This window comes from Empedobacter sp. UBA7248 (assembly GCF_002472945.1).
Lineage (GTDB): Bacteria > Bacteroidota > Bacteroidia > Flavobacteriales > Weeksellaceae > Empedobacter > Empedobacter falsenii_C.
Genome location: NZ_DKSU01000005.1, coordinates 479,716 through 505,559 on the forward strand (window position 1 = coordinate 479,716; position 25,844 = coordinate 505,559).

General features: G+C 28.3%; 17 protein-coding genes. 7 read left to right on the plus strand and 10 right to left on the minus strand.

Features of this window, described 5'->3' with window-relative positions:
- The first annotated feature begins 101 nt into the window (after window positions 1–101).
- The 4 genes from B4A23_RS04605 (at window position 102) to B4A23_RS04620 (ending at window position 3,993) form a co-directional block, all read left to right on the plus strand.
- Window positions 102–1,319: a phage integrase SAM-like domain-containing protein gene (locus B4A23_RS04605; protein WP_291117419.1), complete on the plus strand. Its 1,218-nt coding sequence runs from the start codon at window positions 102–104 to the stop codon at window positions 1,317–1,319.
- 419 nt (window positions 1,320–1,738) lie between these two features.
- A complete protein-coding gene (locus B4A23_RS04610; protein ID WP_291117422.1) occupies window positions 1,739–1,909 on the plus strand; it encodes a YwbE family protein in 171 nt (56 codons plus the stop codon).
- Window positions 1,910–2,123: 214 nt separating this feature from the next.
- Complete coding sequence (locus tag B4A23_RS04615; protein ID WP_291117425.1) at window positions 2,124–3,305, plus strand: multidrug effflux MFS transporter; 1,182 nt, start codon at window positions 2,124–2,126, stop codon at window positions 3,303–3,305.
- Window positions 3,306–3,693: 388 nt separating this feature from the next.
- Window positions 3,694–3,993 carry a hypothetical protein gene (locus tag B4A23_RS04620; protein ID WP_291117427.1) on the plus strand — a complete coding sequence of 100 codons (300 nt, stop codon included), beginning with the start codon at window positions 3,694–3,696 and terminating at the stop codon, window positions 3,991–3,993.
- A gap of 564 nt (window positions 3,994–4,557) precedes the next feature.
- Here the strand turns inward: B4A23_RS04620 and B4A23_RS04625 are convergent.
- Entirely contained in the window at window positions 4,558–5,613 is a 1,056-nt protein-coding gene (locus tag B4A23_RS04625) for a hypothetical protein (RefSeq protein WP_291117430.1), read from the minus strand.
- A 226-nt stretch (window positions 5,614–5,839) separates the two neighbouring features.
- Between B4A23_RS04625 and B4A23_RS04630 the strand changes: the two genes are divergently transcribed.
- The 3 genes from B4A23_RS04630 (at window position 5,840) to B4A23_RS04640 (ending at window position 8,565) form a co-directional block, all read left to right on the plus strand.
- The gene (locus B4A23_RS04630; RefSeq protein ID WP_291069013.1) at window positions 5,840–6,061 is read left to right on the plus strand and encodes a hypothetical protein; all 222 of its coding nucleotides are present in this window, start codon (window positions 5,840–5,842) and stop codon (window positions 6,059–6,061) included.
- Between the two features lie 379 nt (window positions 6,062–6,440).
- The gene (locus tag B4A23_RS04635) at window positions 6,441–7,082 is read left to right on the plus strand and encodes a DUF6266 family protein (protein WP_291117433.1); all 642 of its coding nucleotides are present in this window, start codon (window positions 6,441–6,443) and stop codon (window positions 7,080–7,082) included.
- 1,225 nt (window positions 7,083–8,307) lie between these two features.
- Window positions 8,308–8,565: a helix-turn-helix domain-containing protein gene (locus tag B4A23_RS04640; protein ID WP_276681998.1), complete on the plus strand. Its 258-nt coding sequence runs from the start codon at window positions 8,308–8,310 to the stop codon at window positions 8,563–8,565.
- Window positions 8,566–8,596: 31 nt separating this feature from the next.
- Here B4A23_RS04640 and B4A23_RS04645 read toward each other — a convergent pair whose 3' ends face one another.
- From B4A23_RS04645 to B4A23_RS04685, 9 genes are all read right to left on the minus strand, one after another.
- Complete coding sequence (locus tag B4A23_RS04645) at window positions 8,597–9,658, minus strand: helix-turn-helix domain-containing protein (RefSeq protein WP_291117438.1); 1,062 nt, start codon at window positions 9,656–9,658, stop codon at window positions 8,597–8,599.
- Between the two features lie 26 nt (window positions 9,659–9,684).
- The gene (locus tag B4A23_RS04650) at window positions 9,685–11,424 is read right to left on the minus strand and encodes an ATP-binding protein (RefSeq protein ID WP_291117441.1); all 1,740 of its coding nucleotides are present in this window, start codon (window positions 11,422–11,424) and stop codon (window positions 9,685–9,687) included.
- Window positions 11,425–11,426: 2 nt separating this feature from the next.
- Window positions 11,427–12,449, minus strand: a complete 1,023-nt coding sequence (locus B4A23_RS04655) for an SIR2 family protein (RefSeq protein WP_291117444.1) — start codon at window positions 12,447–12,449, stop codon at window positions 11,427–11,429.
- Between the two features lie 184 nt (window positions 12,450–12,633).
- Entirely contained in the window at window positions 12,634–14,412 is a 1,779-nt protein-coding gene (locus B4A23_RS04660) for a DUF6119 family protein (RefSeq protein WP_291117447.1), read from the minus strand.
- 177 nt (window positions 14,413–14,589) lie between these two features.
- The gene (locus tag B4A23_RS04665) at window positions 14,590–17,529 is read right to left on the minus strand and encodes a DEAD/DEAH box helicase (protein ID WP_291117450.1); all 2,940 of its coding nucleotides are present in this window, start codon (window positions 17,527–17,529) and stop codon (window positions 14,590–14,592) included.
- Window positions 17,526–18,311: a Hachiman antiphage defense system protein HamA gene (locus B4A23_RS04670; protein ID WP_291117452.1), complete on the minus strand. Its 786-nt coding sequence runs from the start codon at window positions 18,309–18,311 to the stop codon at window positions 17,526–17,528. The genes B4A23_RS04665 and B4A23_RS04670 overlap by 4 nt, the downstream gene beginning before the upstream one ends.
- Before the next feature lie 231 nt (window positions 18,312–18,542).
- On the minus strand, window positions 18,543–19,139 hold the full coding sequence (locus B4A23_RS04675) for a hypothetical protein (RefSeq protein WP_291117454.1): 597 nt from the start codon (window positions 19,137–19,139) through the stop codon (window positions 18,543–18,545).
- 387 nt (window positions 19,140–19,526) lie between these two features.
- Window positions 19,527–23,762 carry an AVAST type 2 anti-phage system protein Avs2 gene (gene avs2, locus B4A23_RS04680; RefSeq protein ID WP_291117457.1) on the minus strand — a complete coding sequence of 1,412 codons (4,236 nt, stop codon included), beginning with the start codon at window positions 23,760–23,762 and terminating at the stop codon, window positions 19,527–19,529.
- A 535-nt stretch (window positions 23,763–24,297) separates the two neighbouring features.
- On the minus strand, window positions 24,298–24,600 hold the full coding sequence (locus B4A23_RS04685; protein ID WP_291117460.1) for a helix-turn-helix domain-containing protein: 303 nt from the start codon (window positions 24,598–24,600) through the stop codon (window positions 24,298–24,300).
- Window positions 24,601–25,844: the final 1,244 nt, after the last annotated feature.

The window sequence follows — 25,844 nt, forward strand, 5'->3', positions numbered from 1 at the left end:
GCTTTTTTAAAGAAAAAGAATAACTTTGTATAAAAGTAGTCTAATAAGGACTACTTTTTTTTGTTAAATTCGTTCATTATTAATTTATTAAATCTGATTGAATGACATTTAATTTTTTCTTGCCGGATAATGGAGATGTTAAAAACATCCATCTTTCATTAATTGATCAATCCCAAAATAAAAAGTACACTTTTAGAACTTCTCTTCGCATTACTCCAGATCAGTGGGATGCTCTAAAGCAACGTCCTTGTAATATTTATTTGAAAAAATTCAAGAAATTAAATAGAAAACTGGATAAAATTAAATTACAGGTTACAGAACATATTCTATTTAAACGAGATCTTAATAAAATTCCACTTAAAAGAGAACTTTCAAAAGAAATAAAAGAAGTTTGCATTAACAAGGAAAAACAATTGCCTGAGAATGCGCTTTTGCGATTTATGGAAAATTATATTTCTTTCAGAAAGGATATTATTTGTCATTCTACCTATAAACGATATATGGTTTTTTTAAGGTTATTGGAACGTTTTGAAGGATATGCTACTCAAAGACTTTACGTCGATACTATTAACAGTTATTTTATTACTGAATTTATAAAATTCGGAAGAGAAGAAAAATACAGCGATAATACCTTATATCGTACCATTCATTTTGTCAAGACTATTTTAAATTTTGCAGAAAGAAGAGGCATCAGAACCCACATCAGAGAGATTGAAATTCGACGCGAAAAGCAACAGAAAACTATGACAACACTCAATGAAGAGGAAATCACAACAATTAAGAAAACAAAGGTTCCGAACAATTTACAAGCTGCAAAAGACTGGTTACTAATCAGCTGTTATACCGGACAACGTTTTTCTGATTTCATTACATTTAACCAAGAAAAATTAATCACAATTAACGAAAAGACCTGTATTAAATTTATTCAGCAAAAAACAAAAAAAGAGATCATTCTACCTCTGCATCCTATTGTCATGAACATCCTCAAAAGAAATCAAAATTCTTTCCCAAAAACAATGTATATTCAGCAATACAACAAAGAGATAAGGTTGGTTGCAAAAGTGGCTGAGTTAAACTGTACAATGAAAGGAAAAAAACGAATGGGACATCGTGTAGAAGAACTAATACTGGAAAAATGGCAACTGCTCAGCAGTCATATCGGAAGAAGAAGTTTTGCAAGCAATTTTTACGGAAAAATTCCAACCCCCCTATTAATGGAAGCCACCGGACATAGTAGCGAACACATGTTCCTGAAATATATTAACCCGGCAAATAACGAACGTATTATGAGTTTATCGTCCTATTTTGAGAGCAAGTAGGTATTTGAATTCAATTATGTAAAACCATAAAAATATTACACTCCTATTTTCTAAATTTATGTATCTAAAACTTTAAACTACATAAATTGGAAGCATTGGCTATATCTTTAACTTTAATACTATAAACCATATATAAGGCTTTTTCAAGATACTCGAAACAATTGCTTTCAAACTTATTTAAATTGTCAAAGTTTAGACACTTAATAATTTTTGTTTGTCTTTGTCTTCTACAGCTTTTCTAAGTTTGTCTTTCATTGTTGCTTCTATTTTTCAAATAGCATATAACATTCTTTTTCACGAAGCAAAATATAGCTTTTTTCGTTATATTATTCTAAACATACAACAACCATCTCACAATAAATTATGGTTACACATAAACACAAAAAACCGTTATCAAAAAATCTAAATTTTAATTTTTATTGAAAAAGGATCAACGAACTGGCGAATTGACTGAGGGTATCGTGAAAGATTTATTGACTTCTGCGCCTTATCATCATCATGGTATAAAAGTTCGTTTGATTGATGGACAAATTGGACTGTGCAGGAAATTATTGAAGACGATTTTTAGAACGCATCAAATTATAAATTAAAAGCTCTTATTCGTATTGATAAGAGCTTTTTACAATTTTTTTATTCTTTTTAATAACATATATTTGCAACCTCAATCATTTATTGAATTATGTTTTTCTATTTAAAAATTAGTTGATAAACCCCTTATTTAAGCTCACATTTCGAGCCTAATTTTTATTATTCGGATGCTTTTATTGCATTCGACAGGGTTTATATTATCTAATTTTTATAAAAATGAAAAATCAAAATAAGTCATTTATTTGGCTAATTATATTCTTAGTTGGGTTTCCACAGATTAGTGAAACCATTTATACTCCTTCTCTTACATTTTTGGCAACAGATTATGGAGTATCTAATCATCAAATACAAAAAACACTTAGTATTTATTTTATAGGCTTTGCAATAGGTGTTTTACTTTGGGGAATACTCTCTGATATCATTGGTAGAAAATCATCTATGCTAACGGGAATAGTCTTGTATATCATTGGTTCATATCTTTGCTTACAATCTCCTAATTTTAACGCTCTCCTATTTGCGCGTTTTGTTCAAGCCATAGGAGCTGCTGCTGGTTCTAATGTAAGTCAAACCATTTTAAGAGATACTTTTAATAACAAAGAGCGAACAGCTGTTTTCAGCACTATATCAGCTGTTTTAGCTTTTTCTCCCGCAATTGGTCCACTATTGGGAAGTATTGTAGCCTCGTTATGGGATGTGTATATGGTATTTGTTTTGTTGATTTTATTGGGAACAGTTGCATTATTTTGGTCATCTTGTTGTTTAAAAGAGACATTACAACAAGATAAGAAGCTTAAACTAAGTTTTAGACAAATCACAAAAAAGATTGTAAATGATAAAGTTTTTTGGATTTATGGAGGATTGATAGGTATTCTAAATGGAATTATTTTTAGTTACTATGGTGAAGCTCCATTTATTTTTATGGAGTATTTTAAATTTAGCATGATTCAATATGGCTGTTTAGGTTGCATTGTTGCTTTAGCTAGTTTTTTTGGTGCTAAATATTGCAAAAAGATGAGCATAAGGAAAACAAATCAGCAAATCCTTTTCACTGGCAATTTAATCTTCTTATTAGGGATTATTCTGTATATGATTTCAATTTCATTCCTTTTATCTTATTCTACCTTAGTCATAAGTTTCTTATTAATTTCCATATTTATCATCTTTTTTGGTTTGTCTTGTATGCTACCAGTATGCTTGAGTAATGCTTTAATAAATCATACCGATCATTTAGGAATTTCAGGAGCTATATTAGGACTCTATTATTATTCCATTGTAGGAATCATAACATTTATTATGAGTTATATCGATAGTTCATTCTTGTTATATTATCCACTCTTTTTAATGTTTTGGTTTATAATAATTCTACTATTATTCAAATTGTATTACGCCAAATCTTAATTTGTTTTTGCAAAACATCTATCCTAAAATTTAGGATAGATGTTTTTTTATATTCTCAACTACTGTTTCAAATAAAAACCTATTTATTTTCTTTCACTTATCTCCTATTTTGTTAAATAAAATACTTTAATTGTTTTTAAAATAAAACTTAAGCCAAATAAGATTGTTAATTGAAGATAAAGAAAAGCTTTTTGAAAAGAGTCTAATTAAACTTTTCGAATTATAAAATCCTTCATTTATGATGATTATTTGAAGTGAGAAAGTATAGAATGAGATTAATGTCCTTCTCTACTTTTTTGAATTTATTAAAATATGTTTCCATTTATGTTATAATTAGACATAAAATAGAAAGTTTAATTATAATAGTGTACCTTTTAAAAAAATAATTATGACAACTGGAAGAATTAATGATGAATTAGATAATTTAATATATTATATTAATAAATATCAAAAATCTCAATTTGATTTAAGTAAAGCTATAAATAAAACTCAAATAGATGATGCTAATTATACTGTAGAACTTAACTTATTAGCAATAGAAGCGGTTTTTAATTTGAATCATGAATTAAAAGAAATTGTATTGTGTAATGAGATAAATAAAAAAGAATGTATACAAGGTTCTTTTTTATCTACAAATTTTATAAACGATGTGAGAAATTATATTCAAAATGTAAAAAATTACGCTTAAAAGCTATTCAGAATTTTATATTATGATATTTCAAATGGATTTGACTGTATTACAGTTGAACCTTTTTTCAAATATAATTAAGAGTTGATTTAAAATTAACCTTAAATTATCAATTGGGTGTGTCCATTTTATAGAAATTTGCTCTAGGATGAATATACATATTTTTACAGTAGAGCAAGGGCAAAAAGGCCTTATGGCTACTAACGTTAGAAGAATGTAATTGAACTTTAATAATAATATAGTAACGTAAACATCTAAATGTTTTTAAACTAAAATATTATTCAATACATCATACAAGGCTGATCCTACTAAGGAATTCAGCCTTTTTTTATTCAAAATACCAATTGTTTATTTACATGCTACATGCTGTGCTAGAATTATAAAATGTATTATAAACTTTTAGTTGTTTTTTTAAATAGTTCATGTGACCTTTGGAGAAACCTTAATGCAAATTAAAATATTGTAAAATGAAAAATGATTTGGAGAGAGTATCAAAAAAACGAAAGTCAAATATAAACGTTATTTGTCATGATCTTGTATCTAACATTTTTTAAAAATTTGTTTCTATTTCATTTTTGTAAGTGCCTGCGAATTTCTCAATACAAACACATATTGAAAATAATCTGTTGTAAATCTACCATTTTGAGGAACTATATTTTCTCCAAAAATTCTAGATTTTACATTGATTAAATACTTCGAATTGTTGTAAGGCGAATTTTGTGAATTTAACTTAAAAAGTGTTATTGTATTTGGCTTGCTTAATTCTTTTAGATCATTTATTCCTTTTACCAATTGTAAAGGACCATCTGCATTTATCCAATCTATTTTTTCATTTTCTGGAGTAAGAAACTGAGGATTTTTTGGCATATACATTTCACTATCTATAGTATAACTAACAAAACTTGTTGTTTTAATATTTGATTTTTTTAATTCAGAAGCGAATGTTCCTCTCCCATTTTCAGTTGCATTTTGCAAAACGTGATAATAACCAAAAAGACCATAAAATTTTTCATTTTCAAGTTTCAATTTTTTGATTGTATTCTTAAAATTATTTGCCATTGCTAAATCTCTGGACTCTTTTGAGTTATCGTCAAAATTTTTGTCAATCCCAATTACTTTTATTTTTAATGAATCTGCTATTTTTTGATTATAGTCATATATTTCACTCCATTTATCAAATAATTCTTGACTAGACTGTTGTGGTATTCTTTTCTTTATTGCTAATACTACTTCTTTTAATATTTCCATATCTTTCAAACTATCCTCCAAAAAAATATTTATTTTTTTTGCTGTTATGCTATCCATTTCTGCTATGTAATATCTCACACCTAACTTTCTATTTAAGAAAAAAAGTAGCTCTTTATCTAATTTTTGATTATCTGCATATCCATGAATTTCGCCTAGCAGAAAAACCTTTGATTTATAAAAATCATTATCAAATAGTTTTTCATCAATTGAATTTGTAACGTCAGTTTTATTTTGAGCTAAATATGACAAATTACTCTCATTTTTTGATTCTAAAAACAATTTATTACTTATAAAAAAGTAAATAAATACAAGTATAAAAATGCTTAAAATTGATATGAATATAAACTTAATGATATTTACAAATTTTTTCATTGTGATTTAATTATATGTTAATTATTTTGATTCAAAAATATTAGCGATCTTTATAATGTTCAAAAATAAAATGATGAGTTGATGTTTTTTTATGATGAACTGTATAATTTTATTCGAATCAAGTAAAGTTAAAATTTATAATATCTCACAATTTTTAAAATTATAATGGGATTAACTTAAAAGATAAAAAATAATAAATTAAATAATTTTATAAAAGCTCTCTACCATGGATAAAATTAACTACGAATTTATTAAAGATATTATTGAATTAGAAAAATGTTCTGATCACAATGAAAGTCCAAAGTTTATTGAAACAAAAGATGGATTTAGAATTATTGCTTGTTGTGATGATTTTACAACTAGAATGATAGAAAAGTCAACCATTTTAATTACTGAACAATCTCTCAAAAATGTATTGAGTATTATGAAAAAGTATTTAAATAAATAAATGTACTTGAAAGATATAAACTTCCGTTTCAAATAAAAACCTATTTATTTTTCCTTCACTTCACCCCTATTTTGTTCGACAATCCTTCGACACTTGTTCGACCGTTGTTCGACAAAACACCCCTTTTTCCGAACCGTTGTCGAAGGACACTCGAACAACACTCGAACAAACCCTATTTCTAGTTTTATCATTTTTGCTTCAAACCCGTTCTAATAAAGGAAAGTTGTGTTTTCTGTCTTTTTTCATCTCTCCTCCATACCGGACAAAAATGGACAATAGCGGTCATTAATGGTCTATACTAGACATGGTATCTTGCAAACTTTAAAACCAATGCATTATTCCACTAACTTGCTGCTACATAACATAAAAAATTAAGATTATGGCCGAAATTAAAAAAGGAATCCTTGGCGGATTCTCAGGAAAAGTAGGAACAGTGATTGGTGTCAACTGGCGTGGAAAGGATATTATCCGAAGTCTACCAAAAGCATCAAAAAAAGCACCTACAGAGGAGCAATTAATCCAACGGGTAAAGTTTAGGAAAACTATTGATTTTTTACAACCATTGCGTTCTATCCAAAACAGGTATTTTGGGAATAAAGCAGGTAAACAATCACGTTTTAACAATGCTACGTCTTATACCCTAACCAATGCTGTAGAAATGGTGCTAGACTTACCTGTTATCATCGTTGCACGTGTTCTCATTACCAAAGGCGAATTGTTAGATTTTCAGCTTCCAGAGATTGATGCTACAACTGCTGGTACATTTAGTTTTAGTTGGGAAGACAACTCAGGGCAAGGGAATGCGAAAGAAACGGATCTTGTAAACGTGGTTTGCTATTGTGAGGAACTGAATAGTTTCTACATCTCCGAAGAAATTGCGACACGTGATACCCTTGTAGCAAGCGTTAATTTACCTACTCCCTACCAAAACAAAGAAGTTGATGTGTGGATTTACCTCAACACAGAAAAAAGAACACAAGCTAGTACCAGTTCCTATTTAGGGAAACACGAGGTGTTATAACAAGCATATAATCTCAGTTCTATCTACTGTTTGTTTAGTCATTACCGAGAATAAGGTTTTAGAAATAGAATTTTATTCTTGGTATTTTTTTATTGCCATAGTGGAAATGTATTATGTATTATGTATTATGTATTATGTATTATGTATTTGAAAAAGAATTAAGAAAACGGCATTAAAACTCACGCGTTAAGAAAATGGTTGAATGCAACGTAAAAAAGATTTTAGCCCGTAGGGTTTTTAAAATCTTTAGTGGAATGAGAACATTTTTAGTCGTGAGGTTTACAGCCAAGAGTTTTTTGATTACTTTTTTGCTCATAAAAAAGTGATAGAAAGATTATTCTCGTTTTTCAAAACTATATTTCATTCATTTTTTATTCATGAGTTATTATTGTTTTCAAATGAATTCATATGGCCTACGGGGAACCTTGATGAAAAAACATTTGAAATTAAAAATTTGAGATTAAGAGGAGAAGCTCCACTGGAGCTTAGGTACATTTTTAAACTTTTACCTTAATGCAAAGTCTGTGCTAACAGAGTATGTGATTACAAAACATCAAGTCTGTGCTTCCAAGTCGGTCAATAACGACTACTCGCTAATTGCTTTATTTATTCATTGTTAAAAGTGAATTTGATTTAGAAAAGAAGTAATGGAAAGATTCTGCACTTAGAGTACCTCAGTGACCATTTTAAATTCTTACTTTCATTTTTTGCTCATCCAAAAAACGAAACAAAAAAAGATGCCGACAGTAGACTCTCAATGATTCAACTAACTAAATTATTTCCATAAAGTTGGCAACTCGTTTCACTCAAACACTCCAACTTTTATATTCTAATAATTTAGAGTTGAATTACATTTCGATTCTAAATCGTCGGATTTTAAATTCCTTATTAAAAGCGAATTTGAATATTGAAAAAGAATTAAGAAAACGGCATTAAAACTCACACGTTAAGAAAATGATTGAATGCAACGTAAAAAGGTTTTAGCCCGTAGGGTTTTTAAAATCTTTAGCGAAATGAAAACATTTTTAGTAGAGAGGTTTACAGCCTTGACTTTTTGGTTACTTTTTAGTCAAGTAAAAAGTGACATTAAAAAAAGAAATTCGAATAATTAAAACAGAAAATCAATAAAAAAAGTGACACCCTCCCCCCTATCCCTACTTCCTCTTATGATTTGTTTTATTTAATTAAAATACGTATCTTACTGAAATTAAGTAAATTAAAGCGTATGCAAAACACTTACTTTTTTAGACAAAAAGAGAAGGATAGCAACGAGTTAAAACTTCTTTTAGTAGAATTAATTACGAATATACAACCCACGGACAAAGATCACGGATTCTACGACAGTGCAGATGTAAAAAGGCTGCTTAACGTTAGTGACAAAACGTTGTATCGCATGAGGAGAAACAAGACGATTCCTTGTTTTAAGCTCGGTAAAAAGTACTTTTACCCAAAACATTTCTTTAACAAAAAAGCTCTTGGATAAGAGCTTTTTTAAGAGTAAAATAGTTGCTATTTTACTCTAATTCTTTATTTGAAAACATTAAATTATAAAGTTTATTTAATCTTGTATCACTTAAATCTTTTAACGATGTAATTGGAGATTTTAGTTTAAGTTTATCAAATGCAAAATCATAAAGTTGTTCCTTATTAAAATTTAATTCATTTTTAGCTCTCGCATATATAGCACCATATACCTTCAATTTCCATAATTCATTATTATTTTTTCTTAACTTAGGTCTATGATTATAAGCAATTTGAGCTTGAAGCCAATTTACTGCATCATTAAATTCAGACTTATCTAAAAGCTTATAAGAAGTTAAATTAAACTTTTTATAAAATGATTTCCATATTTGAGGGTAAAGTTTCCCTTTGTCTATATTTTTAGCTAAAAAATTAATTTCTACAATTTCATCAATTTTTTCTTTTATTTGTTTTGCTTCAGTTTCACTAATATGAATTTTTGGATCAGGCTTTATTTCATTTTTATTTATAATTTTGTCAGTTTTTATAATAGTCCCTTGATTATTTACAACCTGTAAATTGTTATTACCTTTAATCTTTTGAGATATTTTATTGATAGTATTAGTCTTTTTATATAAAGATTTTTGGTACATTTCTTTAATTTCATTCGGATTTGCTGAAAAAATAGATGTACCTTTTCTTAGATAACAAACAGTTTTACTATCAGAAATTACATATACTGGTTTATCTGTATGTTCTTTAATTTCAATAATTACAATATATAATTTATTTGTTTCATCAACTATTATAAAATGCAAATTGTAATCAACAGTTTTATCAATATTATTAACTAATACATTTGATATCCAATCTTCAATTTTTCCCCTTCCAACATTATCTTTAATTCCAATTACTTCATTTTCCTTTTCATCAATACCAAGAATAATAAACCCTCCATTAGAATTAGCAAATGCTGTCAAATCTTTTGAAAACTCTTTTCCATCTTTATAAAAATCTCTTTTATAATCAAGATTTAGATCTTCCCTTCTACATTCGATATATAGAAGTTCATTAATATCTTTATATGTTACGTCAATTAGTGGTTTTTTGAACATTTTTATTTTTTTTGAAATCTAAAAATTTACATTTTCGATTGATTCCTTAAACCAATGACAGCATTTTTGATACTCTGTTTTTCTTCTTCAGTAGACCACTCTTGCCAAAAATTAATTGTTGCACTTTGCGGTTTTATTTTAGGCTCAGAGATATTAATACGTGTAGGTAATAATGAAGCATCACCTACAACTAAAGCTTCTCCAATATCAAGAATAGGTAAAGAATCTGTTAATCCAGCAAGATTATCAGGTAGAAGTTTTTTAATAACTGCTTGGTCGTCTGCATTCGATAAACGCAATGAAATAAAGTTATTACATTGACTTAAAACAGTTCTATTTACTTCTGATGGTCTTTGACTTATAACAGTTAAATTCACTCCATATTTTCTACCTTCTTTTGCAATTCTCTCAAAGTTTTTCAAACCAAGTTCTGAGGCTGAATCTTGATTTGTTCGTTCTGGGATATATAGATGCGCCTCATCACAAAATAAAGCAATTGGGTGTCTGTTTTCTTTGTTTGTCCATTGTTGTACTGAGAATATTAATCTAGAAATTAGTCCAATAACTAAAGGAAGTACGTCAGACGGTACTTCTGAGAAATCAATGATCTTTACTCCAGAATTTTGACTTTGACATTTTGAACCATGCATTAATGATTCACAAAACTCATATATCCAATCAATATGATTTTCTTCATCTGTTATTTGAAATAAGAATCCAAGTCGCTTATCTTGGGATTTAGCTTCTAGTCTTTGTACAAATCTAGTTAGTTTGCCAAAATAAGGTCCTTGCTTATCTCCACGTGCTCCAGGAACCATTTCATTATCGAATTCAGAGATAATTCGTAAAACTTCTGAAATTTTATATGGAATAGGACTGTCTATTGTAATATTTCCTTTAAATGTATCGTCTCCAATTGAATCTAAAAATGTCAACTTTTCTTCAAACACTGTCTTTGAAAAAATCATAGCTTGATTAGGAGCATTACTATCACTTCTATCTAAAAGCATTGCTAACATTTCTTCATATGTTAATAACCAATATGGAATCATAAGAATCCCATTCGAAAGTTTATTATCTTTAGTTAAATCTGATGGATTAGCAATCTTGAATCTTTGGATTCCTTCAACATCAAAATTATCAGAACTATATTCTCCGTGAATATCAAAAAGAATTGTATTTGCCATAGGTAAAGTTGCGATCTGTTCAATAATTTTTGCAACACACCAAGATTTTCCTGAACCTGTACTTCCTACAATTACAGCATGTCGTTGAAATAATTTATCACCATCTAAAAACGCTTCGGCTTCTTCATCAATGGAGTATTTACCTATAGATAATGGAGTTTTTATATCTGAACTTGAAGTTATTGCCTTCATAAAATTGGTAATGTTTTCACCAATAATTTGAAAACATTTAGCATCAATTTCAGGTACAGAATCAAGGGTTCTTTTAAAAACATTATGCTTACTACCTACTTTGTCAAAAAAGGTTCCTATCAAATTAACTTTTACAATATTTTCTGTAAGTAAAGCTATATTCAAACCTTCTTCAGATGAAACTTCTTCATCAGAAATTTTTCTAGTTATTTTATTGATGATACCAATCAATAATTGACCAGCTTTAGAACTTTCAACTGCTAATAAGTGATTTACTTGTAACTTTCTAAGATTTTCAATATTATCAACTTTAACTATAATTGTTGCTGTATCCACACTAAAAACAGTTCCAATATCTGAATTTTCTTCAAAATTAAATATGCTCATGGTTATTTTATTACATAGTTTATAAATTCATCAAAAGACCAAATATTAGATTCTTCAATAATTGGCTCTTCAAATCTTGATGAAAATATTCTTGTTTGATTTTCTCCTGCTCTTTCTAAAAGAAAGTAATTTTTGCAATTATTATCTATTATAGATTGTTTAGTTTTATCCGTTAAAGTTCTTGCCAAAACAATTATCGGTTTGTCATTCCTAATTTGGTCTATTAATTTAGGTTGAAAATGGCTATCATTAAAACCATAACCGACACAAAAGAAACTTTTTGATGATTCTATAACTGAATCTGCTTTTGAGAAAATTGTGCGATATGGTTCCATATGTGTTTCCTCATATTTAGAAACACCTGGTGTTACAATTGAAGGGATAAAACCATTAGGAATAGTTTTTCTTAATGGAAATTGATATTTAATATCTTCTTGTGATTTAAACCAATCTAATGAACCATGCACTTTTAAAATTTCTACAATTCCAGAATAGCCTTGTAGATTAGCTGGTAATATTCTTGAAATACTTGTAGTTGATTTTCCAATATAATTTTGAGTAAAAGTATTATTTATATATGCATTAATCTTACTTGAAGCATATTCAACAATTCTATCATAATTTGTTGTAATAACTGAAACTTTTCGATCAGATGTTTTTATTAAATGAGAAAGTAAATCCTCTAGTGGTAATTTATATTCAGAAGTTATGATTTTATCATACGCATCAAGGTCAGCATGGTTTATACATTCCCATGTTTTTGAAACAATAGTATCTACAACATTTCTTGTAACTTTAATTTCTAATAAACTAGTTTCCAAATCTCCAGTTTCATCGAATTTTTCAACAAATGAATTAAATGCTAATTCATCAGCATCTTCGTCGAATCTACAATTTTGTTTTATATAAGTTCCTAAATCAAACATTCCGGGAATTTTATATGGAACAGAAGCTCCACTTCCTAAAATGATTGTTGGTACATTATTTATCCATTTTTGAATAAGAGTAAGTAGTTCTTCTGTCATTCTTTTTCGTTATATTAATAATAACACCATATTATTAGATTAAAATATACATTTTTCATCATATTTTAATTTTTCAAATATCTTTAAATAATATTACAATAAATTACGGTTTAACGTAAGAATAAAACTCAATATCTAAGATAAACTTTTGTTTATTCACGTTTATAAAAACCTATTAATTAATTTATCTATTTATTTGACAGAAAAATAAATCATAATATTCAGCTCTCATTTCACTAGATGCTTGTATTACTGAAAATTTAGCAATACTAGATTTAATTTGTTCTACTTCATCTATTATATTTAATTCAGTTATATGTTTACTTGTAAATGCCATAACATAGCTAATTTTTTTTGTAAATAAATTTAAAAAATCATCTTCTGATAAATTTTGATCAAGTTTATCTTTTTTAATCATTGATTGAAAGTTTGATTTTAAATACTTTTTTTCATTAGTAGAAAGTGACTCCTGTAATCTCCTCGCCGATAAAATTATTTGATTGTACAATTCTCTCATCGAAGAATCAAAACCATTTTTAACATGAATTAAATAAACACTAGTATTATCGTAAAATAAAATATCACATAATTCAATTCCATCAATTGTAATAGTATCAAAAACCAAATAATTAGGTTCATCTAGATATAAAAGATTGTATTCTGATTCTTTTTTTAAAACTTTCTTATCCCAATTTTTATTTAGAATATTAACAGGTGCAATATAATTTTTTAAAATTCTTTTACATTGATTATTTATATCTTTAATAAAACTTTCTTGTAATAAATACCAATTATTATCAAGATAGAAATAAGGTTGATTATTTAAATCTACTTCAGTATTTAAATGCATAATAAAGGGAGCTACAGTATTTAGTTTTCTAATACCTTTTTTATAACTTCTTACTTTAACACCTAATAAAAAATATTTTAAATTATTAAATGATATATTAATACTATAAATTTCTAAAGCCCTACGTATTACAATTTCATAAATTTTATTTTTATCATTCGTTTTTCCAAAATAAGAGTATTTTGTTTCCTCTGTTTTTTCAAATAAATGAAATGTATCTGCTTCATAAAACTTATCAATAAATTTAGGATGACAAAACTCGAAATAAAATTTAGTATGGATATTCTCTTTTCTTTGATCTATATTAGGTATATCATTATGAATATTATTTATTATTTTGTCGTTAAGTGAGTTTATTAAATCTTGATTATCTATTTTTAAATAGGTTGTTAGATAATCATTTTTATCAATCTCTTCAAAGTATTTAATTTCTTTTATAAGTTTTTTTAAGTTTTCAAAATCTACTATTCTTTTAAATTTTATTGAGTTACTAATTGAAATTTGTATTTTTTCATTAGCAGTACTCTTTAAAAAATTGAAATTACTATTCTCTACATTTGAAAGTTTAACATTTATTTCTTTAGGTATAGTACCAAATTTTATATGATCAATGAGTTTAAAATTATCTTTATAATAAATATAACTCCCTGCTTTTTTCCCAGTAAGACTTCTTGTTTTTATTGAAATTAATTCGTCATTTTCTGGGTCTAATATTCTAGAATATAAATCTATACCAAAACCTTCATCAATAAAAGGAAGAATTATTCGATATGAATTACCTCCAATAATGAGATATAAAAAATCTTCAAATTCAATAAAAAAAATTAAAGATAAGTTTTGTTGTATAAAATTAGATTTCGCTGAAAGTGTTGTTGGAAAATAATTTTTCCATTCAGATTCTACCTCAGAGGAATTAAACGTATATAAAAAGTATTTGAAATTATTATCTTCATCTATTTCGTATGTATAGTTATCTTCGTTTAATACAAATTTATTATTGACTTCACGTCTTGAATATGTAATAATAAATTTACATATTTTATCTGTTTCACTAATATTATTTAATAATCTATGATTCTTATTTATTTTATAAATTTTGGGGTTTAGATTCATAATTAACTATTTTTATGACAATGATGCAATATTAAATTGATATTTTATATATATAATTTAATGCTTCTGTTTATTTTTATGGAATCTTTTTACAATATTTTGTTATCCTATAAAATAAATATTTCTAATTTTATTTTTGGAATGTCCAACGACTAACAATGTTAAGAGAGATTCTTATCATTGTCTTATATATTTTTCCAATAAATCATTAGATATATAGGGAATTTTATTTTCAACAAATTGAAATATTTCTAAATAATTAATTGAAATCAAATCTCTTAATTCGTTTTGGTGATCATAGTCGATACTGTTATCTATAAACCAATTGGCTATTTCTTGAACTAAAATCCTGTCGGGAATACTAATTTCCATTAAATCCAACTTCAGCCTATTATTCACCCCATATACTAAGTAATTAGACCAGTTCAAAATAATATCAGATGTTTCTTTTTCATTTTCCCTACGTTTGGTGTCGATATACTTAATTATCGAACCAGTAGAATTTTGTAATCCATATTCTAAGAATCTCATGAAGATTAGAGCATTTTCAACTGTAGAATCTAAACCTTGTGCGATATCATGATACCATCCTCCTTCAATCCATATAGCTAATACCTCAATTAATTTCTCTCTTGATATATCTAAAGGAATACTATTATTAAAATCTTCAATTTCATAAAGAATGTCGAATAGAAAATCTATCCATCGACTATCCAATGGGTTCTCTACTTCAGATAAAAAATCTAGTTCATGGTCAACTAATTCTTCGATTCTATTAAATGATCTTAGAGGAATACCAGTGTATCTTATTAAATCAAGATTTCCATCTTCAACTATAGGACGTACTCTTTCTGCTCTTAAAGCAAAGAGTTCTCTTAATCTTGCTTTTAATGCATCATCGCTTTGATAAAAAGTCAGTGTATTTTCAATTAATGTATTGATCTCCTGTTCAAGATTTTCTACAGGTACATCTTCCGCTAATAATTGTATGATCGAATTGTCTATATAATCTGCTTCTTTTAACTGATCTAAGAGCTCGTTACTTAGATGGGTTGCATTTCTTGTTATGTACCTTTCAATTACTTGGACAACATAATAAAGAAAGCCTTTAACATCTTCTAAATTTCTATTAGCTACTACATCAGATAATATAGATTGATCACTTGGGTTCACTACAACTATAATACCCTTAGTTTCTTTTCCTGCTCTTCCTGCTCTACCAATAAGATTCTTTAGATCTCGTAATGGTAAAGGTTCATTTGGTTGTTGTTGATTTATATAACGTCTAGCAGTACTAATAACAAGTGTTTTAATTGGTAAGTTAACTCCTTCGGCTAAAGTATTTGTACAGATAAGAAATTTTACTTTTTCATTTCTAATAGTGGTTTCAACTAATTCTCTGATAAATTGTGGTAAATCTCCGTGATGATATAAAAAACCGTTTTCAGCACAAATAGTCAATAAATATTCAGTTCCAAAAATATATCTAAAATATTCTACTAGTTTTTCTGTTTCCAATGTATCACAAAAATTAATTGGTTTTGGTAATTCAGTATCAAGCTGTTTGATTACCTCTAGTGCAATACCAGATACTCCTCTTCTATTATCTTTAGTTGGAGAAAAAATGGCAACCGCTCCGGAATTTAAAGATTTAAGAGCTGCAGCTACCGTTTTCGATTTGAATGAATTAACATTGTAAGTACCTTTTTGAGTACTAAAATCCTGAGAAGATAAAAAGCGATTAAGGATATATTTAGTTGGTAATTCATCATTAGGATTAACTTCTAAATTAAAGTGACTTGCACTAACCTGATTCAGAAATGCCAATTCTATCTCAGTCGGTCTATAATTTGATCGCGCAATGTCATCATCCGACCCACCAAGCCAAGAGTTTATTATCTCTATGTTGGGTATAATTGCAGATAGAAAAACAAATCTTCTTTCAACCGACTCAGTATTTTTTAATCTTGAAAGTAATAATTCATAACTAATCCCTCTTGTTGTGTTATCTATTAAGTGTCCCTCATCACAAATTACGGTTTGAAAATCGTCAAGCATTCCAGACAATCCTAATTCTATTGCCATAAACTTTTCGGGTGTTGATATTAAAACATTGGATTGTTCAATACTTAATCGATCAGAATCTGTTACGATATTGCCCCCATAAACAGTTTTGACCTTTATTCCTAGTTTAGAAGTAAGATTTCTGCCTAAATTATTCTTTAACTCGGATGCGAGAGCTCTAAATGGTGCTAAATAAAGTATTTTGCTTTCTGGGTTTCTTGATAACTCATTAAAAATTACTAATTCAGCGATAGATGTTTTTCCTGAACTAGTAGGTGTTTGTAAGCTAAATGCTTTATCAAATGTTAATAAACCACTCCTGATTGCTGTTTGCTGGGAAGGAAAGAAACTCCATATTTGAGGGCTTTTTCCTATATTGAATCTGACATAAGTTTTCCAATCTATCTCTGCTCCATACTCTGTTAAGTCATACCATAGATTGTTGGTTGAAAATTTTTTTAAGATAGACTTTGCTATGTAAGTCAATACGAATAAATGACTTTCTATTTGGTTATCTGGTGAGAGTATGTTATCAAAAATACCTCGAAGTGTATCGATTGCTTCATTGTTTCCTTCCCGTAAGTATTCTATTATATATCTGAAATAAAGATTTTCTTGACCTTGTTTTCTTGTGTAATTCCTTGATAAGAAATAATAAATAAATTTTTCAATATAGGTTTGGAACTCTTCCTGTGGAAATTGTTTAAGTAATAAAAATGAAGTTGCAGGAAAATCTGCTAAATAATACAATGAAGCAACATATAACATATTCCGGCTGTAGTTCACTCCAGAAAAACTTTCTCTTTTCCCTCGTAATGAATATATTTCTAAACCCTTAGCTATAGAAAGTAAACCTTTTTTCACATCTTCTGATTCTTCTTCCTCAAACTGTTCAAGAATATCCTGCAGCTTGGTTAAAAGCGAGATGTAAAAATCCTGAGGTCGATTATAGAAAGTATAATCCGCCTGTTCTTCATTAGAAATGTTATAATCTATAAATGCCTGCCATGATTCAGATTGTGCTATCCATCTTTTAAGTTCCTGATAAATCATGTCGCTAAAATTTGAGTAAAAGTATGTTCGTAAGCTCCTTTTAGGTTATCAATTCTTATAAGTATCACTTCAAACGTATCTCTGATATCATCAGGAATTTCAGTAACATTATTTAAATGAGTATCAGCAAATGAACTATCAACTGTTGCAATTGCTTTGAAGTGTTTTAGGAAAGTAGGATTATTAGCTACATCCATAAAACGACTTAATCTATTTACAGCTACTGCATTTCTATCATCTTTATAACGCGTTTTTAAATGAAACAAACTTTCTCCTAAACGACTTACATAATCTTTATGAGCATCATTGATGGCTTTTTGTAGAGAACTTTCTGTGCTTGTTGGTTGAGTAGCTCTTGCTTTTGATTCAATTGATATTATGCTATCATCGGTACTGGGGTTATCAAGATCATTCTGACAAAAAAGAATAACATCCGTAAAATGTGCGGGATTGTTTTTGCTCTCTTTCCATTTCCATTTCGGTGGTCTTAAATGTGAGGAAGGTAAATATTTTTCAGGTATTATATAATAACATAAGATTTCCGAAAACTCTCCTGACATAATAGTAGGATTATCTGGTATCTTTTCAATTATTTCCTCCGCTCTAGATGTTCCAAATTCATTAGTACGCCAATCTAAGTCTTCATCTGTTAAATATAAACACCTAAATGGTTGTGCTAATTTATTAAAAAAAGCATCTCTTTCTGTTTCTTTTAAAGCGAAAATAGTTATTCCATTTTCACTTGCCGATTCTTCAAAATGTCTTAATATGTTAATATTCATTAATACGTGTTATTATTCTATTATGTTTGTTTTAGTCATACAAACAATCATTGTTTTTATACAATAAAATATAACCCAAACATACAACAACCATATCACAATAAATTACGGTTTCACGTAAATGCAAAAAACCTCCCTAAAATCACTCCTAAAGAGGTTATTATTTATCCTAATTTGTATTTTTGTACATAAATGCGGAATTGTGCAACAGTTACCGATGTTGTGCGAAGTTTATCTTTTAACAATGGTAAACTTCACTAAACTATTAACATAATTTACTTCCCTTAATAATAAATTATAATCTTCATTTTGATACTTAAAAGACCAAGATTTACCAGCTGTTTGATTTTTAAATTTTACGGTATCATTATTTGGAAATTTTATTTCTCCCGATGTTTCTTTTGATACATTTATATTGTTTATTCCAATAAACAATCCTAAATCTTGAACATAATAGCTATTACCTTCATTTAAAATTTCAAATTCTATATTTCCTTTACTTGTAACTATATTATTTTTCTTATTCTCTAAATCTAATTGTAAACTTTCTATTTTACTCTCAAGATGCTGAAATGTATTAGGATTTTCAACTAACCAACTAATATATTTATCATTTGTCTCTTGAATTTTTTTATTTTCATTTTCAAGAACATCAATTCTTTGTTTATAACTTTCAATTTGGCTTCTTAAAAGATTTATTTCTGATGAATGTTTTTTGTCTTTGTTTTCATCCAATATAAAATAACTAAATGCCCAAACAGCACCAATTATAGTTAAAGTATAAATTATTACACTCTTTGTTTGATTGTTTTCAAGCCAATTACTCATAATTTACAATAGTGTGTTTGTGAAATTTCGCACATCATTATTTTCTAGGAAGCAAAATATAGTTTAATTATTATAAATTACACACCTATATCTACATTTCGTTATATTATTCCAAACATACAACAACTATTTTACAACAAATTACGGTTTCACGTAAAAACAAAAAAGCTCTTGGATAAGAGCTTTTTTGTGGTTGTATTATTTAAAAAGGTATCTAAAAATTAATTTTATTTAAGATTCTTCTTCGTATTAAATTTTATAATATTCTCACACGTTTTCGCTAACTCCTTATTCTATCACCTCTCTATTTCTACAAATATAGATACAGAAGTTTAGCTGTACGATGACAGTTTAGAGCGACTTGACAATATATATGGTTTTATAAAGCTAGGTAATTTTCGTGTTAACATCTCCTTCAACTTCATTACTGTCATTTAAATAATATACTCCGCTTATTTCCAATCTGTCATAAAAAACGTCTCTGTTTGAATGACCTCCTATTATATTTTTCTCTCCTAAAACTGTCCAGAGTATTCTTAATTTACTTTCTTTTAAGAACTTAAGAAATGGCTCTTTCTTAATTAATAGATAAGACTTAGAATCATAGTATACAGAAGGTGCAAAGCATATAACCTTACCTTTTTCGTCAATAAATTCACCCTCTTTCTTAGAAAACACCAACTTCATATTTTCATAGATATATTTCGATGGTTTAAGAAAGCTTATAGTATCTTCTTTAGACTTATCAAATTCTTCTTCCCATAAAAAGTCATTAGTAGTTAAAATTGCATTACCAATATATTCTCCAGTAATATTATCATGTACTTCTCCAAGCTCTATTCCACCATAATACTCCTTGTTGTTAAAATAATTGTAAGCAGGTGACCAATAATATTCTCGGCTAAAAACTTCATATCTACTCGAGCTCCCTGGCATCCTTATTTCCATAAAGTCCTTATTTGATGCCCAATCTTTAATTTTCTTATAGTCAGCTTCTGCAATTAAATAACTTCTAAGCTCATACCACATTCTTTTATGAGGTTTATCCCATTTCTCATCTCCAACTTTCTTCGATTCTGCCCATTCTGGATAACCTTCAAGTATAAGCCATTCCTCATTTTTTTTGTCGACAACATTTATTAATTTCTTTGAACATGGAAGGTCTTCACTTAATTTTGCCCATTCCGTATTATCCAATTCCCAATTAGCATATTTTACTTGTGACCACCAAAAGTTATTAGGTGCTTCTTCATCATAGCTTCCAGTCTTATTTATTAGCATTGTAGGATCAATATCCCTAACATAGGGAATCCAAGGACCTTGATATTCTTCTTCCTCCTCATGTCTATAATTCCAATCTGCATATTTTTTGCAATTATCAGAAACTCTTGCAAGCATCTCATAAAGTGCAATCCACTGATATTTTTTACCTATTCGTTCATGAGGAATCGTATCTCGACCTCTACCTGAACCTATTTCTCTATCAAAAACACCATGCATATCTTTATCATAACCATATTTTTCAAATATCCATTCTACAGCAAGATTACTTAAAGCATTTTCATCAACATTCCAAGTTCGTAATGCACTTTGAAAAGTATATCGACCAAAATCACCATAACTTCCTGTTCCTCTACCATATTCGGTAATCATTGAACTTAGAATGTTATTTTGTGCCCAATAATGTTCTTTAAAATCCTTTGATTTATAATCAAACTCATACTTTCCATCAATTTCTTCATTTGAAGGGAATATTTCTGGAAAATTACTTTTATACGGAGGTCTTACTTCTGAAATATCAAAATCTAAATCATATCCAAGATAAGAAGTATATTCTATAACACCCCTTGCATAATCTCTTAAAAGTATATGGGGATAAACCTCCGATTTATCCTTGAATATTACTTCATAAATATAGTTGCAAAGCTCACTTAAAATGTCTGTTTGTTCCGTTCTAATTGAACAGCCATATGCAACAGCAAATAATCGTTCATAAATATAGGGATCATTAACATTTTCAAATTTTTTAAGTAGCTCTATTAAAACATGGATTCTATTTTCTAAAAGACAAATCAAGGCCTTTGTGGCAGAATCACGTAGTTTTCTGTTTGTACTTGTATGAAACCACGATAATGTTATTGCAGTTAACTTTACTGACTCATCTGAAATATGACTTTTATCATTATTATTCCATGCCCAATCAATAAGCCTCTTAACTGCTGATTCATCATAAAATTGATGTTTTAAGTAAATTGTCCACCAAGCATCTCTATCTGCTAGGCTGATACCCATAAGATTTTTATGCAATAAATAAGCGTTAAAATAATGGTCGGGAATAGATGTTACAGATAAAATTGTATCCCAAAACAAATCATGAGTTCCTTGATATTTAAGAACAGTAGAATTCACATATCCAACAAGCTTTTTCGTTGTTGTGTCAGTTTTTCTCCATAACAGACTTTGCACAAAGCATTCAATAATAGGGTAACTATCCTTGACATGAGGAACATATTCATAAAACTCTTTTCCAGTTCTTTCAGGAAGTTGAATGGTAAGTGCTTCAATTACACCTTTATTCATATAGCAAGAATTCTTATTCTTAACTAATTGAAAAAGAGCACCACCTTCTTTAAAGGCATCTTCTAATTCAGGGTTTGTATCTAGAATATATGTCGATGTTATGTGGTCTTCAAAACGTTCGTAAGCTAAATAAACACCTTCTTCATATTGATTTTCAGGATTCCAAAACAAGTTTTTAGATAGTATTCCTTCAGATATTAATTCATCAAGCAAACCTCTTTTTGTACTAAATTCATTAGATATTTTATTGGCTAAAACAAATGCTTGCTCATAAGGGACATATCTTAATTGATTTTCAATCTTGTATTTTATTAGAGATTCTATTCCTTTTCTAACAACGTTTATACTTTTCGGATAATCTAATCGAGTCGGTTTTGAAAGGATATCATTAACACTATTAATAAAAAAACAAATTATAGATGTGATACCCTGTAAACCATCAGGAATTCTTGTATAACCAGCTTTATTTAAACCCTCACAAAATAGTAATAAAAATAAGGGATTTTGAAACTCAGGGTGTAATAGTGGAATACTCGGCAGTACTATATTGTAATTATTGAAAAATAATTTTGTTGCTTCATACTCTTGATTTCTAAAACCGTAATGTGTATATCTAATTATATCATCATCTTTAATTTCATCAGCTGGGAAAATTAAATCTGAATACGAGGTACGTATTGACATTACAACACCTAACCATTCATACTTTTTAATTTTTGAAAGAAAACTTTTAATATTCTTATCCCAAAAATATTTACCACGGCCTTCATTAATTGCATCTATAAAAATAATTATCCGTTGACCTGAAATTTGAGCTTTCGAGTTAAGTGCACCTAAAAATTCATTTACAGAACAATTTATATCATTCTTTTTGAATATTTGTGTCCATGGGTCTTCATCTGTTACAAAATGTTGACCTAAAAAGAAAAGGCTAATTAGATTATTTGTAGTTCGAGTACTTATTATATCTGCTAACAAATGTGATTTACCTATTCCTGCTTCTCCTTCTAATAATAGAAAAGGATGATTTGCTAGTTTCATTGTAGTACCTTCTAGAAACCGTGTGAGTTCATAAATCGAATCTTCAAAATCTCTGATATGACTTATTTCGTATCCAAATTTTTTATAATATCTATAATCATCAGGTTTGACCTGTAACTTCGATTCTTCATCTAAATAACAACTCTTAATATGAGATGCTATGTGATTCACATTCCTTAATAAATCTAAGAACACTTCTAAAGGCAATGTTTGAGTTCCCTTTAAATTTATATCTTCAAATAAAGCATGAATCGCTTTTAATTCCTTGTGAATAACTGAGGAATAAGAATCTAAATCTTTTATTTTAGGTATAATTTTATAACCCTTAATCAGTAAATTATCAAATAGGCTTGTTACTTGTATTTTGTAATTTTCATCTCTAGATATTCCATTAAAAATTTCTGCAATTTTTAATTTAACGTTTAGTTTTGGTGTATATCTTTTACCCAAGTCAGCAATTGATAATTCAGATTGCTCTTTACACCATTCATCTGTAAATTCCTCTTTATTAAACCAAAAGTATGTCAATCCTACATTTTCAGGTCTTTGCATTCTTTCAATTAAATCGGAACTCCACCAAGGAATAAATTCTATGCTTAAATCTTTGTCCTTCGCCCATTCTTTCCATTTTACAACTCTTGAATTCCATTTATCTAACATCGAAGTTTGTCCTTCAATTCTAGCATCTGGTGGGTCGTTAGGTATTGCTATATAATATTTTTTTAAGTTTGGGTGTTTATCAAGAACAGTTTTAACTGATTTGTCAATTTGTAACCATTGATTTTCCTCAAGACTACTAGTAAAGAATTTTGCTTGCCATGCAAATTCATCATCATTGTTTAGAATCCATAGACACTCAACACCTGCATCTGGTTTTCCTTTTCGAATGAAAGTTTTTTTATTTACAATATCTTCTTTCCTTGCCAATTGACAAACTAATTCTTCAAATCCTTCATTCTGAGAATTCTCTAAGGGTCTTATGTTGTTCCAATTTAAACTCATCGTCTAATAAGTATTTAGTAGTGAAAGAAAAACTATTTTGGTTTTTCATGGTTTGATTGTCTGCGGGCCTTCCTAACTATCCCGAAGAGCAGATGCAACGGTCGGCAGAAAACTATTTTTTTCTAGCATCATCAATCAATATTTTCTATCCGTTTTTTTAAATTTTATAATTAGATTTCAATGCTTGATATTTCGTTTCGTACTAGCAACTAGCATTTTGCTTCTCACAAAGCAATACTTAGTACATATTTCTTAAAACACCTATATCTACATTTCGTAAAATTAAACTCAAATATACAAACAAAACTGTATTGTATACCTTGTTGTGTAAATAAATAATGGGTTCTATATAGAACCCATTATTTATATTAATCTGATGTATTTATGTACAATAAAAATACTCTGGAGTTAAACAAACCTAAAATTAACTCCAGAGTACTATTACTAACTTTAACCATGCCTACTGGTTAATCTTACTAATTTAGATATTTTATTTTAAACTAAACGTTTTTAATTACTTATGTTTTCTACTTCATTATATTTCTTCTGTTTTGAAGTCAAGCAATTCTTTAGGATGCCTTTTCATACCCTTGGCTAAATCAATTAAAGTCGTAAAAGAAAGGTTTCTCTTACCATTTTCTATATCACTTACCGTTGCTTTCGTAATTCTGTTGCTATTTAATACAATATCATCTTGACTAAGTTTACTTTCAATTCTTAAACTTCTAATATGCTCTCCAAACTTCTTTAGAATATCATCTTTCATAGCTTCCATAATATTACTTTTTACAAAGTGCGGAATTTTTGAAATTAATTTTGTTACAAGTTCTTGTAACATTCAATAATTTTTATTATGTTTGTTATTCAATTACATAAAAAATGTAATTTTGCAATACTTAAAATAGAAAATATTAAAGCTATTGCTTTGATTCTCGAACTGAAAACTGGTAATTTATAGTACACGAGATGATAAGTAAAAAAGCTCACGACCTAGGCGTGGGTTTGACTTATCTGTGTACAAGGTATACCAGTACCCCAGTTCAGATTTGTTGAATTTCACGCCTTTTTTTTGGTTGTTTCTTCCATTACAAATAGCACTGAACTTCATACAATACTCTTGGTTTTATTCCTCTACAAATCAAGTAAAATACACTCTCTATAAATATGTGTTTCTTAAAATAGAAATGCGCAGATGGTTATTCGATTCTACAAGAATTGAAAAGTGATAGAAAGATATTTTGAAATATCATATTGGATGGGATTCTGAAACGAGTTCAGAAAGACAGAAAAGAAAAGACATATAACATAAACAAATACTCACACAGTTATCCCCCGAAGACACCCTAAGAAGAAAGTAAATGATCTTCATAAAGTGATTAGTGTTAATTTTTATTTTTCATTTATTAATGTAATTTTTAAAACTGTTGGAGGGGGATTTTTGGGTGTAACTTAAAAAGTAGTATGAAAACAGTATTTATTCATTTTTATTCATGAGTTATTATTGTTTTCAAATGAATTCATATGCCCTACGGGGAAGTCTTGACACAAAAACGAACCAAAAAAGTCAAGTCTGTGCTTACAAGTCGGTCAATAATGGCTACTCGCTAAATGCTTTAAATCATTCGCATGTAAAATGCGAACAGTAAATCATTTTTAACGCTCACTACGCCGAATTGACACTCGACTTTTCAGCAAGGACGAGTTTAGAATTCGTTGTAGTAAGTGAATTTGAATATTAAAAAAAGAGTTAAAAACCCGACGATTTAGGATCGAAATGCAATTCAACTCTAAATTATTGGAATAAAAAAAGTTGGAGTGTTTGAGTGGAGCGAGTTGCCAACTTTATGGAAATAATTTATTTAGTTGAATCATTGAGAGACTACTGTCGGCATCTTTTTTTGTTTCGTTTTTTTGGATGCTCAAAAAAATGAAAGTTAGAAATAAGTAGTACCTGAGCCACACCGTGACTCCTCCTTTTAATTTCAAATGTTGTTAAAAAAGGATTTGAATATTAATAAGAATAAAAACGTAAAACGTATAACATAAAACATAACAAAAAAACCCTTTCCCAAAAACAAAGTT

Bases quoted from the DNA above. Each gene is read 5' to 3' on its own strand.
- B4A23_RS04640 (WP_276681998.1), top strand. From the start codon at position 8,308: ATGCAAAACACTTACTTTTTTAGACAAAAAGAGAAGGATAGCAACGAG.
- B4A23_RS04620 (WP_291117427.1), top strand. From the start codon at position 3,694: ATGACAACTGGAAGAATTAATGATGAATTAGATAATTTAATATATTAT.
- B4A23_RS04660 (WP_291117447.1), bottom strand. From the start codon at position 14,412: ATGAATCTAAACCCCAAAATTTATAAAATAAATAAGAATCATAGATTA.
- B4A23_RS04615 (WP_291117425.1), top strand. From the start codon at position 2,124: ATGAAAAATCAAAATAAGTCATTTATTTGGCTAATTATATTCTTAGTT.
- B4A23_RS04650 (WP_291117441.1), bottom strand. From the start codon at position 11,424: ATGAGCATATTTAATTTTGAAGAAAATTCAGATATTGGAACTGTTTTT.
- avs2 (WP_291117457.1), bottom strand. From the start codon at position 23,762: ATGAGTTTAAATTGGAACAACATAAGACCCTTAGAGAATTCTCAGAAT.
- B4A23_RS04670 (WP_291117452.1), bottom strand. From the start codon at position 18,311: ATGAATATTAACATATTAAGACATTTTGAAGAATCGGCAAGTGAAAAT.
- B4A23_RS04605 (WP_291117419.1), top strand. From the start codon at position 102: ATGACATTTAATTTTTTCTTGCCGGATAATGGAGATGTTAAAAACATC.
- B4A23_RS04630 (WP_291069013.1), top strand. From the start codon at position 5,840: ATGGATAAAATTAACTACGAATTTATTAAAGATATTATTGAATTAGAA.
- B4A23_RS04635 (WP_291117433.1), top strand. From the start codon at position 6,441: ATGGCCGAAATTAAAAAAGGAATCCTTGGCGGATTCTCAGGAAAAGTA.
- B4A23_RS04685 (WP_291117460.1), bottom strand. From the start codon at position 24,600: ATGTTACAAGAACTTGTAACAAAATTAATTTCAAAAATTCCGCACTTT.
- B4A23_RS04675 (WP_291117454.1), bottom strand. From the start codon at position 19,139: ATGAGTAATTGGCTTGAAAACAATCAAACAAAGAGTGTAATAATTTAT.
- B4A23_RS04645 (WP_291117438.1), bottom strand. From the start codon at position 9,658: ATGTTCAAAAAACCACTAATTGACGTAACATATAAAGATATTAATGAA.
- B4A23_RS04625 (WP_291117430.1), bottom strand. From the start codon at position 5,613: ATGAAAAAATTTGTAAATATCATTAAGTTTATATTCATATCAATTTTA.
- B4A23_RS04655 (WP_291117444.1), bottom strand. From the start codon at position 12,449: ATGACAGAAGAACTACTTACTCTTATTCAAAAATGGATAAATAATGTA.
- B4A23_RS04665 (WP_291117450.1), bottom strand. From the start codon at position 17,529: ATGATTTATCAGGAACTTAAAAGATGGATAGCACAATCTGAATCATGG.